The organism is Thermomicrobiales bacterium, from assembly GCA_037045155.1.
Lineage (GTDB): Bacteria > Chloroflexota > Chloroflexia > Thermomicrobiales > CFX8 > JAMLIA01.
The window spans coordinates 737113-752074 of sequence record JBAOIG010000003.1 but is presented as its reverse complement, the minus strand read 5'-3'; the positions used below and the strand labels follow the sequence as shown (position 1 = coordinate 752074).

General features: G+C 61.0%; 10 protein-coding genes and 1 tRNA gene. 5 read left to right on the top strand and 6 right to left on the bottom strand.

Annotated features, from left to right (window positions below):
- The first annotated feature begins 114 nt into the window (after window positions 1–114).
- Genes lepA through aspS form a run of 3 tightly spaced genes read left to right on the top strand, consistent with a single transcriptional unit; the run spans window position 115 to window position 4741 of the window.
- Window positions 115–1944: a translation elongation factor 4 gene (gene lepA, locus V9F06_06690; protein ID MEI2617310.1), complete on the top strand. Its 1830-nt coding sequence runs from the start codon at window positions 115–117 to the stop codon at window positions 1942–1944.
- The gene (locus tag V9F06_06685; GenBank protein ID MEI2617309.1) at window positions 1941–2930 is read left to right on the top strand and encodes a MazG nucleotide pyrophosphohydrolase domain-containing protein; all 990 of its coding nucleotides are present in this window, start codon (window positions 1941–1943) and stop codon (window positions 2928–2930) included. The genes lepA and V9F06_06685 overlap by 4 nt, the downstream gene beginning before the upstream one ends.
- A complete protein-coding gene (gene aspS, locus V9F06_06680; protein MEI2617308.1) occupies window positions 2927–4741 on the top strand; it encodes an aspartate--tRNA ligase in 1815 nt (604 codons plus the stop codon). Before V9F06_06685 ends, aspS begins: the two co-directional genes overlap by 4 nt.
- A gap of 90 nt (window positions 4742–4831) precedes the next feature.
- On the opposite strand, the gene V9F06_06675 is transcribed toward aspS, so the two are convergent.
- The 5 genes from V9F06_06675 to V9F06_06655 form a co-directional block, all read right to left on the bottom strand.
- Entirely contained in the window at window positions 4832–5866 is a 1035-nt protein-coding gene (locus V9F06_06675) for a hypothetical protein (protein ID MEI2617307.1), read from the bottom strand.
- Window positions 5863–7416 (bottom strand): UDP-N-acetylmuramoyl-L-alanyl-D-glutamate--2,6-diaminopimelate ligase, encoded by a 1554-nt coding sequence (locus V9F06_06670; GenBank protein MEI2617306.1) that lies wholly within the window; start codon window positions 7414–7416, stop codon window positions 5863–5865. Before V9F06_06670 ends, V9F06_06675 begins: the two co-directional genes overlap by 4 nt.
- Before the next feature lie 70 nt (window positions 7417–7486).
- Entirely contained in the window at window positions 7487–8257 is a 771-nt protein-coding gene (locus V9F06_06665) for a HEAT repeat domain-containing protein (protein ID MEI2617305.1), read from the bottom strand.
- A gap of 151 nt (window positions 8258–8408) precedes the next feature.
- Entirely contained in the window at window positions 8409–10064 is a 1656-nt protein-coding gene (locus tag V9F06_06660) for a hypothetical protein (GenBank protein ID MEI2617304.1), read from the bottom strand.
- 247 nt (window positions 10065–10311) lie between these two features.
- Entirely contained in the window at window positions 10312–11292 is a 981-nt protein-coding gene (locus V9F06_06655; protein MEI2617303.1) for an ROK family protein, read from the bottom strand.
- A 136-nt stretch (window positions 11293–11428) separates the two neighbouring features.
- On the opposite strand from V9F06_06655, the gene V9F06_06650 reads away from it, so the two are divergent.
- Window positions 11429–11500, top strand: a tRNA-Asn gene (locus V9F06_06650).
- 15 nt (window positions 11501–11515) lie between these two features.
- On the opposite strand, the gene recQ is transcribed toward V9F06_06650, so the two are convergent.
- Complete coding sequence (gene recQ, locus V9F06_06645) at window positions 11516–13672, bottom strand: DNA helicase RecQ (GenBank protein ID MEI2617302.1); 2157 nt, start codon at window positions 13670–13672, stop codon at window positions 11516–11518.
- Between the two features lie 194 nt (window positions 13673–13866).
- Between recQ and V9F06_06640 the strand changes: the two genes are divergently transcribed.
- Window positions 13867–14868 carry an ornithine cyclodeaminase gene (locus V9F06_06640; GenBank protein MEI2617301.1) on the top strand — a complete coding sequence of 334 codons (1002 nt, stop codon included), beginning with the start codon at window positions 13867–13869 and terminating at the stop codon, window positions 14866–14868.
- The last annotated feature ends 94 nt before the right edge of the window (window positions 14869–14962 follow it).

Below are 14962 nucleotides of genomic sequence, written 5' to 3'. Positions count from 1 at the left end.
ATTGTACCGAACGACGCCGCAGGCTGCCACTGCAAGCCGCGCGCTCCCGGCCGGTATACTTGATTGTTGGCCTTCACGCGACTCGACGCCAGATGGCGAGAGGATCCTCACGGATTGATTGACGATCGACGACACATCCGTAACTTCGGCATCATCGCCCATATCGATCACGGCAAGTCAACGCTCGCCGACCGGTTGCTTGAGCAAACCGGCACGGTTACGCGGCGTGAGATGGTCGAGCAAATCCTCGACTCAATGGATCTGGAACGCGAGAAGGGCATCACAATCAAGGCTCGCGCTGTCCGGATGGAATATCAGGCGAGCGACGGTGAAACCTACGAGCTGAATCTGATCGACACTCCCGGGCACGTTGACTTCACGTACGAGGTAAGCAGAACCCTCGCCGCATGCGAAGGTGCGCTGCTCGTCGTCGATGCCGCACAGGGGATCGAGGCCCAGACGCTCGCGAACGTGTACCTGGCTCTCGAGCATAATCTCGCCATCGTTGCCGTTATCAACAAGATCGACCTGCCGAACGCACAGCCCGAGCGAGTAGCTCAGGAGGTGGGTGATCTGATCGGCCTGCTGCCATCGGAGATTATCCCCGCATCAGCAAAGGCCGGCCTCGGAATCACAGCGATTCTCGAAGCTGTAGTCCAGCAGGTCCCGCCGCCGGGTGGCGACACCGACGCGCCCCTTCGAGCGCTGATCTTTGACTCGCACTATGACGCGTATAAGGGTGTCATTGCTTATGTCAAGGTGGTTGATGGTGGCCTGCCAGCCGACGCTCGTATCAGGCTCATGGCCACCGGCAAGCAGGCCGATATCCTCGAGACGGGCGTATTTCGTCCGAGCATGACACCGATCGACGGTCTGAAGACCGGTGAAGTTGGCTACGTCGCGACCGGGTTGAAAGATGTCAGCGATGTCCAGGTCGGGGACACGATCACGCTGGCCAGCCGACCAGCGACTGATCCGTTGGCCGGCTATCGGCCGGCCAAGCCGATGGTGTTTGCGGGCTTCTACCCGGTCAACAACGAGGCCTACCCGGAGCTGCGGGACGCGTTGGAACGGCTCAAGCTCAACGACGCATCCCTCGTTTATCAGCCGGAATCATCGGACGCGCTGGGTTTCGGGTTCCGTTGTGGGTTTCTCGGCTTGCTCCACATGGAGATTGTCCAGGAACGGCTTGAGCGCGAATACAAGCTCGAGCTGCTGGCGACCGCTCCCAGTGTCGAATATGAGGTCGTCAAGGACAGCGGCGACGTGATCCTGGTCGACAACCCCTCTGATATGCCGAGTCCCGGTGAGATCGCGGAAATCCGCGAGCCGTGGATGGATCTGACGATCATCACGCCGTCGCGTTATATCGGCACGATCATGGAGCTGGTCACGACCCGCCACGGCGCGTTCGAGACGATGGATTACCTCGACGAAGATCGTGTGTCGATGAAGTTCGGGATGCCGCTCGGCGAGCTCATTGTCGATTTCTACGACCAGCTCAAGTCACGCACACAGGGATATGCCTCACTGGACTACCAGTTCAACAGCATGCGCGCAGCCGACCTTGTGAAGCTCGACGTGCTGGTGAACGGCGTGCCTGTCGACGCGCTCTCGCTCATCACACACCGTGAGGATGCCTTCACGCGCGGCCGGGCGCTGGTTGGTCAGCTCAAGCAGCTGATCCCGCGTCAGATGTTCGAGGTTCCGATTCAGGCGGCCATTGGCAGCCGGGTCATCTCCCGTGAGACGATCAAGGCGATGCGCAAGAACGTGCTCTCCAAGTGCTACGGCGGGGACATCACTCGCAAGCGCAAGCTTCTCGAGAAGCAGAAGGAGGGCAAAGCGCGGATGAAGATGGTCGGCAGTGTTGAGATCCCGCAGGAGGCATTCATGGCGGTGCTGAGCCTCGGCGATGAGCGCGGTTCGGAGCGCGGTGGATGACGATCACTATCGATGCCCGCGCTGTCACCCGCGGTGATGGCGTCGAGTGGTTGTCCCATATTCCCACGACGGCGCTGGTAGTCGCCCGAAGCATGCGTTTGATCCCTGCCGCGTTTCGCGATGAGCTTGAGATCATCCGCGACTACGATTCACTGTTTGACGGCGAGACTGCTTTCGGTTTGTCTGGCCGCATCGCCGAGGACATCGTCTCTCTGGCGACTGAGGTTGGCGCTCACGAGGTTGTGTATCTCCTTGGGGCAACGGGGGCGATTGGCGATGAGACGGTCCGGCGCCTCGCGGCGCGCGCGGACGTGCTGACTTCTGGTGGTTCGCTACCTGCCACGGGTGGTTCGCTGGTGGTTGTCGATGCGCTCGCGCTTGCTGAGGCGCGCGCAGCCGCCCCGTTCGACGCTGGCCTTCTCGCGCTGGATCCTTCGATGACGACAGTCATCACGAATTGGTACGGCGATGCTGTCACAGCAGCCGCCAGCCAGTATCTTCAGCGGCGATTGGGCCTGGCGAGCCTGCCTGCCCCCAACGACGATGGGTGCATCGTCATTCCCGCCGACGACTCGCCAGCAAAGAGCACGTCGGTCGCCAGTCTGCGGCAAATCTACGCACGACTTCGTCGTCCGGATGGCTGCCCATGGGATCGTGAGCAGTCTGAGCTATCAACGCTCGACTACATCACCGAGGAGATCGACGAGCTGCGTGAGGCGCTGGAAGATGGCGATTGGTCGCACGCCGCGGATGAGCTCGGTGACATCCTCGGCAATATCCTGATGATTGCCCAGATCGCCGCAGAACGTGACCGGTTCGGGCTTGAGGATACGGTTGCGCTGCTGAGTGACAAGCTTGTGCGTCGTCACCCGCACGTGTTCGGCGGCGAGCGGGCAGAATCGCCCGAAGAAGTGCTCGAGATCTGGAATCGAGTGAAACAACAGGAAAGCCACGAATTGAATCGAGGAGGTTCGACCACCGAATGATGACGATCGATAAGCTCCGTCCCTACCTGACATGCGGCGAGTTGCGGGCAGAGGATGCCGGCCGATCTGTGACGATCAAGGGCTGGGTCAATCGCCGCCGCGATCACGGTGGGCTGATCTTTCTCGATATCCGCGATCGCTATGGCCTGACTCAGGCAGTATGCAACCCAGAGGACTCTCCCGAGGCGCACCATATCGCCGAGCAGGTACGGTCCGAATATGTCGTCCAGATCGCGGGGACGGTTCAGCTTCGCCCAGAGGGCACACGTAACGCAAACATGCCGACCGGTGACATTGAGATCGTCGTCAATGATCTCGTGATCCTCAACGCAGCGCGGACTCCCCCGTTCGAGATCACAGATCACTCAGATGTTGACGAATCGCTGCGACTGGAGTACCGGTACCTCGACCTACGGAGGTCGAAGATGCAGGAAAACCTCATCCTTCGACATCGGATCATCAAGAAGATTCGCGAATACCTCGACAATCGCGATTTCATCGAGATCGAGACACCGATTCTGATCAAGAGCACACCGGAGGGCGCGCGTGACTATCTCGTGCCGAGCCGGCTGCATCCAGGCCAGTTCTACGCGCTGCCGCAGTCGCCTCAGCAGATGAAACAGCTCCTGATGGTGGCCGGCATGGATCGTTATTACCAGATCGCACGGTGCTTTCGCGACGAGGATCAACGAGCCGACCGCCAGCCTGAGTTCACCCAGCTTGATCTGGAGATGTCGTTCGTTGACATGGAGCAGATCATGCAGCTGACCGAGGGGCTCTTCATTGAGCTCGTCGGGCTGACTGGTATGACGATCCAGGCAGTTCCCTTCCCGCGGCTCAGCTATGACGATGCGATGCGTCTCTACGGCACGGATAAGCCGGACTTGCGTTACGGGCTGGAGATTGCCGATGTGTCCGCGGCAGTGGCAGCCTCGGAGTTTGGCGTCTTCCGTGGCGCGGTCGAGGCTGGCGGCGTCGTCCGGGGTATCGCAGTGCCCGGCAAGTCGGGAGTTAGCCGAGGGCAGATCGATGAGTTGACCACGTTCGCGCGGAACTTCGGGGCGAAGGGACTCGCCTGGCTGGCAATCGAGTCTGGCGAGGACGGGGCCCGGTCAGTGCGTTCGCCGATCGCCAAGTTCCTGTCCGAAGCCGAGATCGACGCGATCGTCGATGCCACCGGCGCGGTGGCAGGGGATCTGATCCTGCTCGTTGCAGATGGAGCTATTGTCGCAGCCAACGTGCTTGGCCGACTCCGCGAGCGCTTCGCAGACGAGCTTGGGCTGACCGATCCGTCCGTCGCGGCGTTCTGCTGGGTCATCGACTTCCCGTTGCTTGGCTGGGATGAAGAAGCCGGGCGGTGGGACGCTATGCATCACCCCTTCACCGCGCCGCTCGACGGGGATATCGAGCTCCTCGAAAGCGATCCTGGCAAGGTACGGGCGAAGGCGTACGATATCGTCCTCAATGGCTTTGAAGTCGGGGGCGGCTCGATTCGCATCCATCAGCGCGAGCTCCAGCGGCGAATCTTCGCGCTGATGGGCTACGAGGATGCGGAGATCGAGGCTCGCTTCGGCCACCTGCTACGCGCGTTCGAGTTCGGCGCGCCGCCACATGGCGGGATCGCGCCAGGCATCGACCGGATTGCGATGATTCTCGCCGGAGAGTCGACGCTTCGTGAAGTCATGGCGTTCCCGAAGAATCAATCTGCCCGCGACCTGATGTTCGACGCGCCCGGCACAGTCGATCTCAAGCAGCTCGATGAGCTTCACATCAGCGTCAAGACCCCGAAATCATCCGCGAGTGGCGGATAATCCTTCCGAAGGCGAAGGCTGGTAGCCAGATGATCCGATTCGAGTCATCTGGCTACCACATGGAGTCTGCCGGATCGGGCTCGTAGCGCGCTAGCGAATCCAGGACATACCCGACGGCGCGTCAATGTTCGGCGCGTCGAAGAGCTTCCTCGGTTCGGACGCAGTGAGCTTGCCGCCCTGGTCTGTCACCTCGACATACCATGCCTCGAAGGCGCTATCGCGTTCCCGGAAAAATGCGAGGAATTGACCGTCCGGAGACCAGGCTGGCGAAACGACCGCGCCAACGTTCGTTAGCTGGTACGGGGTGCTGCCATCGACTGGCGCGATCCAGATATCACTGGCCGAGCCGGTGCGTTGAACGTAGGCGATATTGGGAGTTGTTGGTGACCATGACGGGTCAAAAGCGCCGTCCGACGCGGATACCAGCGTGGAGACCTTTGCAGTATCGAGGTCCAGCAGCCAGACCTCGGTGTTGCGCGGTGATTCTGCGCCGATACGGGCGGTAAACGCGACGCGTTTTCCATCGGGAGAGAGCGTCGGATTCTCCTGCGGCGCGTCAACGCTCGCTGCGGCCGGCAGCATGTAGCTGAAGATGCTCTGATCACCGCCGAGGTTCTCCGAGTACCAGAGCGTCAGTGGATCCGCGAAGCGGCTTTCACACGATGATGAGCCAGTTCCTCGGTCACTCACCCAGATGAGTTGATCACCCGCGCGTGACCAGACTGGATCCAGCGCCCAGTATGCCTGGCACGCATATTCCAGACTGAAGAGCGGCGCATCCGGTTCATTGACCGTCAATCGCTTGAGCGTCGAGCCATCGGCGGTGGCAAGAATAATATCGGACCACCCATCGTGCATCTCGACGTAGGCGAAGCGATCACCTGCCGGCGACCATGTTGGCGAGCCGCCCGTCACCGAATCGATGATCGTGCGCACTGATCCATCCCACATCGAGATATGTCGATCGGAGACGAACAGAATCTTGCCGGACGGGTCAACTCCGGTGCGTGATGGATGCTCGGGCTCCGGCGACACGAAACTCGAATCGGGCGCACCGCAGGCCGCAAGCACGATCGTCGAGATAATGAGGGCGACGAACCACCAGTGCCGACGATGGATGGTCATGTACTCTCGTCGCCCTCGCTGACTCGGTGGTATCCCATTGACCGGAGAACGCTAGCCGCAACGGCGGCCTCGTCCCACGGACGCTTTTCCGATCCATAAATCATGCTTTTTTCATGTCCTTTTCCGGCCAGCACGATGGTGTCTCCGGGTCTTGCGCGCAGCAGAATCTCAACGATCGCCTGACGCCGATCTTCGATGCAGTCGAAGTCTACACTGGGGTGTCCGGATGCCTCTTCCGCGCCAGCGGCGATTGCTGCGATGATCGCCTCCGGGTCCTCGTATCGTGGGTCTTCGCTCGTGAAGACAGCGTAATCCGCCGCCTCGATTGCGACACGGCCCTGAATGGCGCGTTTCTCGGTGTCTCTCTCGCCAGCCGAACCGAACAACACCATCAATCGCCCGGTCGTGGACGGTCGTAGCTCGCGCAGGACCGAGCGAATCGCGTCCGGAGTGTGGGCATAGTCAACAACGATTGAGAATGGCTGCCCTTCGTCAATCGACTGCATCCGTCCCGCTACCGAGGTAAGTGACATGAGTCCGTCCGCGATTTCAATTGGGGTGAGCCCGAGAGCGTGGCCGGCGCCCGCCGCCGCGAGCGCGTTCGCCACGTTGTACCGTCCGGGTAGCGACAGGTTGACCATTGCGTCTCCGGCCGGAGTATGGAGCTCGAAGCGAGTCCCGCCCGGGTATGGCTCGATGTGCGTCGCGTAGATGTCAGTGCCCATGCTCGCATCCAGGGAGTACCAGAGTGTCGAGCAATCCGCAGCTGCTGGAGCGATTGCCCTGGCGCCAGGATCTTCGGCATTCAACACGATGATGCCTCGACGCCCACGCGCGTGGCCATCACAGACGCGATTCAGCAAGATGGCTTTCGCCGCCCGATACGCTTCAACCGAGCCATGGAAGTCAAGATGTTCGTGGGTGATGTTCGTCACCACACCGATGTCAAACTCGCATCCGTCCAGACGATGCAGCGCCAACCCGTGAGACGTTGCCTCAAGGATGGCGGTGTCGACACCCTGATCGCGCATCGTGCCGAGCAGTCGCTGGATAACTAGCGACTCCGGTGTCGTCTGCCGTGTCTCGTGTGCCTCGACTTCACCGGCGATTCTCACCTCGACGGTTCCGATCAACCCGGTCTGTCGCCCGTTGTGCCGCAGGAGCGCCTCGATCAGGTGACTGGTCGTCGTCTTGCCGTCGGTGCCAGTGACCCCGATCATCGTCATGGCGTTGCCCGGGTGGTGGTAGAACTCGACCGCCAGAAGGGCGAGCGCGGCGCGGGTGTCGTTCACTTCGATGAGCGTCGGCCAGCCGGCTGCGTTGGCTGGGGCGCTCCCACGCTCAATGAGCGCGGCGACAGCTCCCCGTTTGCGTGCCTGGGCCAGGAACGCATGTCCGTCCGCGTAGCCGCCGCGAAGCGCGACGAATAGCGCCCCGGGCTCGACACGTCGCGAGTCGTATTCGATTGAGCTAATGACCGTCTGACGATCCCCTGATATCGTAACGTCGGAAACGTAGGCAAATAGCTCGTCGATAGTCTGGTTTGCCATGCTGTCGATGTTTCGTCTCCAGCGCTCAGCCCGGTTCATGCTCTCAGGAAGCCCGATGTCAGCCAGGAGGTTACATCAATGGGCGAAGAGGGTTCGCCATGATCGACGCTTCCTGCAAGGCATCGGCAGCGGCCTCGGCCACCGCCCGGCTTTGATCCTCGCTGAGTTGGCGAAGCCGGTTCACGGCCATGGGTCCGCCAACTTCCCCGAGCGCCGCTATCGCAGCCAACGCCACCTCGACATCCTCATCATCGGTCATGTCGACGATCGCTGAAACTGTGCGCTGATCACCGATTGATCCGAGCGCTGTGACCGCCTCGAAGCGAAGCTCAGGATCGTCCGATCGCAACTCCCGCAGGCACGCATCAAGCCAGCGGTTGTCGCCCTGCCGGCCCATAGCCTGGAGCGCGCTGGCGCGGATTTCGATCGAGTGGTTGTTGTAGGCATCCTCGATTGCCTCGACAATATCGTCTCCGCTGAGAAACCCGAGCGACTCCAACGCCCGACGACGCACGTCGATCGCCGAGTCACCCTCCCAGCGCTCAAACAGCGCTTCGAGGACTTCATTCAACGCCAGGTCGTCGTCGCTGTCCGCCGCGAATCGGCCCAGGCCGGTTGCCATCGCCTCTCGCACGCGCGCGTCGGGCTCCTCCGCAATCTCGCTGAGGAGAATCCTCAGTAGCTCCGGAGAGTCGAACTCCCAGAGCCCGTCAAACGCCGCCAGTCGGACATCGGGGTCGGAATCCCTGCAGGCAACCAGGAGGGCTCGCTGGTAGTGTCGCTCCACGTGGTCTTCCGCGTCTTGCGCCATATCACGCACAATGCGGATTCGCGTCGTCATTGGAATCTCATCCCAGCGATCTCGCAGGAGCGTTGTCGCAGGCCGATCGAGGTCCGAGAGTGGCGATGTCGGCGGACGTTCGTCCGGGGCCGCTACGATGGCGTCGAGGAAGGCCTCGACGCCATCGACTGTCCCGTCCGAGTCGCTTCGATCAGGCGGTGGGGGTGTAGAAGAATGCATCCTCGGTCGATTCGTCTACGCTGAATTCTGGGTAGGTGTCACTGACCAGAATGTCGCGGAGTAGCTCTGCCGGGATTGGCCGCTCGACATTCGCCGCTGCTTGCAGGTCGGCAATGAGCGCGTAGTACTTCGGATCGTCGCTCGTCTGCACGTTCTCTCCAGCGCGTTCAAACGCGGCCGCGATGACCTGCTCCGGATGACGCTTGCTGCGCTCGTCGAGCGGTTTCTGATCGGCGAAGCGCGGGACACGATTTTCGCTGAGCACAAACTCATCCTGTGTCGCGCAGTAGAACGTTGTCGGTCGGAAGACGTACTTGCCCTTTTTCTCGTCGAGAGCCAGGAGTTTGCGATCTTCACCAGAGACCCGGAAGTACTCAAGCAGGTAGTGCTGTGGCTGATCCGTTTTTTCGATGGTCAGCACTGCGCCGGGTATCAGATTCTCGGCGTAGAAGGTCTCGAGGCCGGCGATATATCCGCCGCGGTTCCCGGTCGGGAAACGGAGCTCCGCCTGTACCGTCTCTCCCGTCTGAGGTGACTCAAACGTGATCCGCACCGCGCGCTGATCCTTAAACCCGGGCATGGGCATGATCGAGCGCAGATTGGCGTCGAACGGCAGCACACCATAGGTGTACTCGTAGTAGCTGAGAATATGCTCGACGAGTCCCTCTTCGGCCGGCTCAGCAGAGTAATCGTATTCGAGGAGGACTCGATAATCCTGCCCGATCTCACTGGCCTTACGCTTCGCTGTGCCGATGGCGGACGCATTTGCCAGTGACCAGACGCCATGTGTCGCCGAGCCGAGGTATTCAAACTCCCGAGGTTCTCGCGACAGGCGGTAGTTGACCGCGAACAGCATCGACGCATAGTCGGCAGCATTTGGTCGGATGCCGAGCACGTCCTGGGCGATCTCCACATCGGTGGCGATCCGCTCTGGCTGTTCGCGGATGAAGTCCTCGATTCGACGGAGATCGCCGCGCGAAAGCCGCTGAAGGCGCTCCTCACCGATCCACTGATCGCCCCATCGCGCAACCGCCGCTTCGCTGCCCAGTGCTTCCTGGATGGCTTGGGCAATCTCGCTTTCGGTGGCAGTCAGGGCATCGATCTGCTGCGCGGTGACGGGCGTTACCGCTGGCGCAGGTTCTGGCAGCACTGAGACGACCTCGAATGGCGTGGTGTCGATCGGCGGCGCAATCGGCGTCTGGGTCTCAGTAGCAATAACAATCGATTCGGCTGGCGCAAGGACAGGCGCCTTACGAACGGGCCGTTCTCGCTTCGGCTGCGGGGTTGCGAATCTGGCAGTGAGCACCTGCTCGCGGCGCCCGCTGGAACCACCCGGGGATACGCCGCGGCGCGTCGTGACGAACGAGAGGTCGTCTCCGGAACCCTCTTGGGCAAATACGTCCGGACTTGCCGACAACGCCTCCTCGATTCGCCTTGGCCAGGTTCTCACACGGGGTTGACTCTTCCCCATTGCCTCGACCAACTGAAGCAAGGACAGGCGAATTGGAGCACCATCACTGAAGAAGCGGCCCTGAGCCTGGTAAATCTGGAACAGTTCCGCAGCAAGCGCCTGCTCCTCGTCAGTGCCGCCGAATGCGGGTGCTGTCAGAATCTGTTCAGCCTGCATCGTTGGTTGTCCCTCTCCTGTTGATCCATGGGTGGTCTGTCTTCGCGACGATCGGCTACACGGCTACTTGCGCGCGCGTTCCTGTAACGCATGAACGAGGTCACTGGTCGTCATCGGCTGATCGTTCGATCGCAGCAGTGTCAGCAAGTACATCAGATCGGATTCACTCAAGGTCAGCATTGTGATTTCCGCCCTTACGTTCGTTCTGCAGCCTGCAATTATACACACGCGAGGAAATCGGGTTGAATCATGTTCGTCCCGCCAGGACAACTGCCCCGATAACACCAGCATCCACTCCGAGGTGGCTCGGCGCGACTACGACTCGTTGCGCCGCCGGCTCGACCGCGTATTGTCGGATCTTTGCGCGGACGCCCGCGATAAGGCGTGGCCCTGCGAGGGCGACGTAGCCGCCGATGACGAATGCGTCGGGATTAAGGGCAGTGACGAGATTCGCTCCCGCCAGACCGATCACCTGGATCGTCTCATCGATAATCGACTGGGCGATCGGGTCGCTGTCGTAACGCGCGAAGATCAACTGGAGGGTGATACCCGGGCTCGATAGCCAGCGAGTGCGGGCGTGTGGTTCGGCCGTGGCGAGCTGTGTCATCATCCTTGAGATGATCGCAGGTTCAGAGGCGTACGCTTCCAGGTGTCCGGTCTTGCCGCAGGAACAACGTGGTCCGTTCGTCGACACTACCATGTGACCGATCTCGCCGGCCGTCATCGCGGCCCCGTGAAGGAGCGTGCCGCGAATGATGACCGCGCCTCCGACGCCATTTCCCAAGTGCAGATACACCATGTCACGAGCGCCGCGCCCGGCGCCGTGCGTGTACTCTCCAAACGCGGCCGCCCTGGCATCGTTCTCCAGCACCGTCGGCACGCCAAACCGCTCCTCCATCACGCCGACGAGGGGAAATTGCTCGAATCCATCAACGCGGTGCGACCGCAAGGTGATTCCGCGGTGCACGTCAACCGGCCCGCCGAACGCGATACCAATACCAGAGATGTTGGAGGCGGTGAGTTGGTGGCGAGCGAGGAGCTGATCGATCAGAGTGCAAATCGTATCGATAGTGACGTGCGCGGTTGCGCCCATGTCAACGGCGCGTTCGGTGTCAAGGATTCTGGCATCTGCCCTGGCAAGGACGACTCGCAGGCCCCGGCCACCGATCTCCACCCCGACGACTGGCGGTCGATCGCTGGCTTCGCTTCGACCGCGGGGTTGGGGCACCTGATTACCTCCACGGCTATGCCGGCCGCCAATCAGCGACCATAACTTGATTGTATCGGAATTCACAAGCACGGGTACTGGTTGCAGGTGCTACGGGTGCGTGTTAGCATTCCCATGGCTTCTCGGGAGCCCGTATTCTCCGATAGCTCAACGGTAGAGCAGGCGGCTGTTAACCGCAAGGTTCTTGGTTCGAATCCAAGTCGGAGAGCCCTTCGCCGCCAGGTTAGCCCGGCGGCATTTTCGTGCGCTGCTGTCTCAGGATTGCTCGAATGAGTCGCAGCTCGCCCCAGGTGTAGTCAGCATCCTCCCCAAGCTCGTCCATGATCGGTCGCAACAAGTCATCACCAGTCCTCGCGATGACCTTCGTAACGTCGTGGATCATCTGGTCGGTGAGCATGTGTCGAACGTCAACCTCCGCGCCGCTCTCGATTGCCTCGACAAGGTGAGCCTCTACAGTCGTGGCAGCAAGACCGCGCTGGTGCGCGACATCTTCAACAGATTGCCCCTGATTGAAGATCGCCAGTGATTCTCGCGCTGTCTTCGACATTGTCTGACGACGTAGCGGCGCTGCATCGCGTGTTGGCAACGACTTCGGAGTAGCGCCAGTATCCCGAATGAACATGTCGACCTCGGCAAGAAACACCGCGCCATACGCCTCGGCCTTGCGCGCTCCGACACCGATGACTTGCAGTAGTGCCTGCGGCGTCGATGGAAGTTGCGTTGCGATCTGGCGCAATGTCGAATCCGGAAAAACGACATACGGTGGCACTCCACGTGTGTCGGCGATCTGCTTTCGTAACCGACGAAGACGCTCGAAGAGCTCGGGGTACGCCTCACTCGCCTGATCCTGGGAGTCGGCCTTCGCTACGGCCGGCAGCTTCGCGAAGCTCACACGCTTCTCGCGAAACAGAACATCCCCTCCTGCCTGGGTGACCGAAAGGATATTGAAGTTCGTGGTGTCTTGATGCAAGTAGCCATCGCGGATCAGCGCTCGTCCGAGATGTTGCCACTCAGCCTTAGGACGATCCTTGCCGATCCCCCACGTCGAGAGCTTGTCATGCCCTGCGCGAACGATGCGTTGATCCTTCGATCCACGCAGCACGTCGATAACGTAGGCCAGACCAAATCGTTCCCCAGTGCGCTTGACGCAGGACATCAGCATCTGCGCGGCGATCGTCATATCGATCATCTCGGGTGGGTCGCCGCAGATATCACAGCATGGCGGAGGCTGGCCGGCGAATGGCTCATCGAAGTAACTCAGCAACGCCTCTCGGCGACAGCAAGAACCCTCCGCCCAGGCCGCCATCTGTTTGAGCTGGGTCTGCGCAATCTCGCGCAGATGTGGAGTCGGCTTGTCGTCGACGAAGACCGTCTGCCGGACCACGTCCCCGTAACTGTAGAACAGGATGCAATCGGCGGGCTCGCCGTCCCGGCCGGCGCGGCCGCTCTCTTGATAGTAGCTTTCCAGGTTGCGCGGCAGATCCTGATGGATAACGAAGCGCACGTCTGGTTTGTCGATCCCCATGCCGAACGCAATCGTCGCAACTACGACCTGAATATCGTCGCGGACAAATGCTTCCTGTGCCCGGTGACGCGCGTGCGAATCCATCCCGCCGTGATATGCGAGAGCAGAGAAGCCATCTCGACGCAAACGCTCGGACGTGGACTCTGTTCCAGCACGCGATAGGCAGTAGATGATGCCGCTTTTGCCGGGATGGCTACGTATATAAGACGCGATCTGGTGATACGCGTCGCGCTTGGGTCTCACGTCATAAAAGAGATTTGGACGATTGAAGCTTCCCTGAAACTGCTGAGCGCCCGCGAGCCCTAGTTGCTGGCGGATATCGCTCTGCACGTGGCTCGTCGCCGTCGCAGTGAACGCGGCGAAGACAGCGTTCGGAAATGCATCTCGAAGTCGGAGTAGATCGCGATACTCCGGACGAAAGTCGTGCCCCCACTCTGAGACGCAATGCGCCTCATCGATGGCGACCAGGGACACACCGCGTGCCTGGAGCCGCTGAATGAACCCAGCCGTTGCGAACCGTTCCGGCGCAACGTAGAGCAGCTTGATCTCGCCACGGGAAATGGCGGCAAGCCGATCGTGGATCTCACGCGAATCAAGTGAGCTGTTGATGAACGTCGCCGGCACGTCGAGCTCGGTCAACGCGTCGACCTGATCCTTCATCAGAGCAATCAACGGCGATATGACGACCGTCAAACCTTCGAGCAGGAGAGCCGGAAGCTGATAACACAGCGACTTGCCACCGCCGGTTGGCAGGAGCACGAATGCATCGTGTCCATCAAGGATCGTTCGGACAATGTCCTCTTGAAGTGGGCGGAACGAATCATAGCCCCATACTGACCGGAGCGTTTCAAGCACGATGTCACCATGCGCGCTCGTGTTTCCGATCTGACGCTGGTCTGGATCTGGAATGGATGATGATCCGGGCTTACGTGTCAACATACACGGTAAGGATACGGTATCCAGCCCGGCGAAATCGTTCCGGGCCATGATTCGCATCCATGCTAGACTCCTGTCACTTCGCAATGGCTGGCGACGAAAGGGGACACGCGATGCGGGCATTACGGGCTGACGAGATCAGACGCCTTGTGCCGATGCGGCAGGCGATCGAGCTGATGAAGCAGGCGTTTGCAGCCCATAGCCGTGGCGAGACGATCAGCCCCCTTCGGACACCTGTGAATCTGCCGGACGGTAGTGGAGTTGTTCTGTTTATGCCTGCGTACGTTCCGGGAGGCGACGACGCGCCAGCGTCGGTCGGGGTGAAGGTGGTCTCTGTCTTCGGCGGTAACCGCGAACTCGGACTGCCAACGATCAACGCGATTGTCGTGACGGTCGATCCTGCGACAGGTGTGCCGACCGGATTGCTCGACGGCGCGATGGTCACCGCCCTGCGGACCGGCGCGGTCTCTGGGGCGGCGACCGATCTCATGGCTCGCCAGGACGCGCGGACGCTGGCCATCATCGGCGCGGGCGCGCAGGGCGTGACGCAAGCGGCAGCGGTCTGCGCGATTCGGCCGATCGCGGAGATACGGGTCTACGATCTGTTTCCGCAGTCGCGCGAATCGTTCGCCGAGCGCCTCGCAACGTGGCTACCCAGTGGGATGCCGCAGATTATCGTTGCGGAGTCGGCGCGACAGGCAGTCGTTGGAGCAGATGTCATCTGCACAGCGACGACGTCGACGAGTCCGGTCTTCGAGGATGCGTGGCTCGCGCCCGGCGCGCATATCAATGGGATCGGCGCCTACACACCCGAAATGCAGGAAATCCCGGACGCGACGATTGCACGATCCCGGATCGTTGTCGATTCGGTCGAGGCTGCGTTACACGAGGCCGGTGACCTGATTCAGTCGATTCAGCGAGGGGCGATTTCACGCGACGCAATCAAGGTCGAGCTTGGTGACGTCGCTGCCGGCAGCGCGGTCGGTCGTGAATCGGCCGGCCAGATCACATTTTTCAAGTCCGTCGGCAACGCAATCCAGGACATGATCGTCTGTGGGGCGGCGCTTGAAGCGGCGATAAGCCAGGGTGTCGGGCAGTCTGTCGACCTCTCCTAGCTCGACATCAACGACGACACTCGCTCACGGCAGCAGCCTCGCGGTCGCCACGCTGCTTGCGTTCGGGGAGCGAGTGACACTGACACAGGCCGGC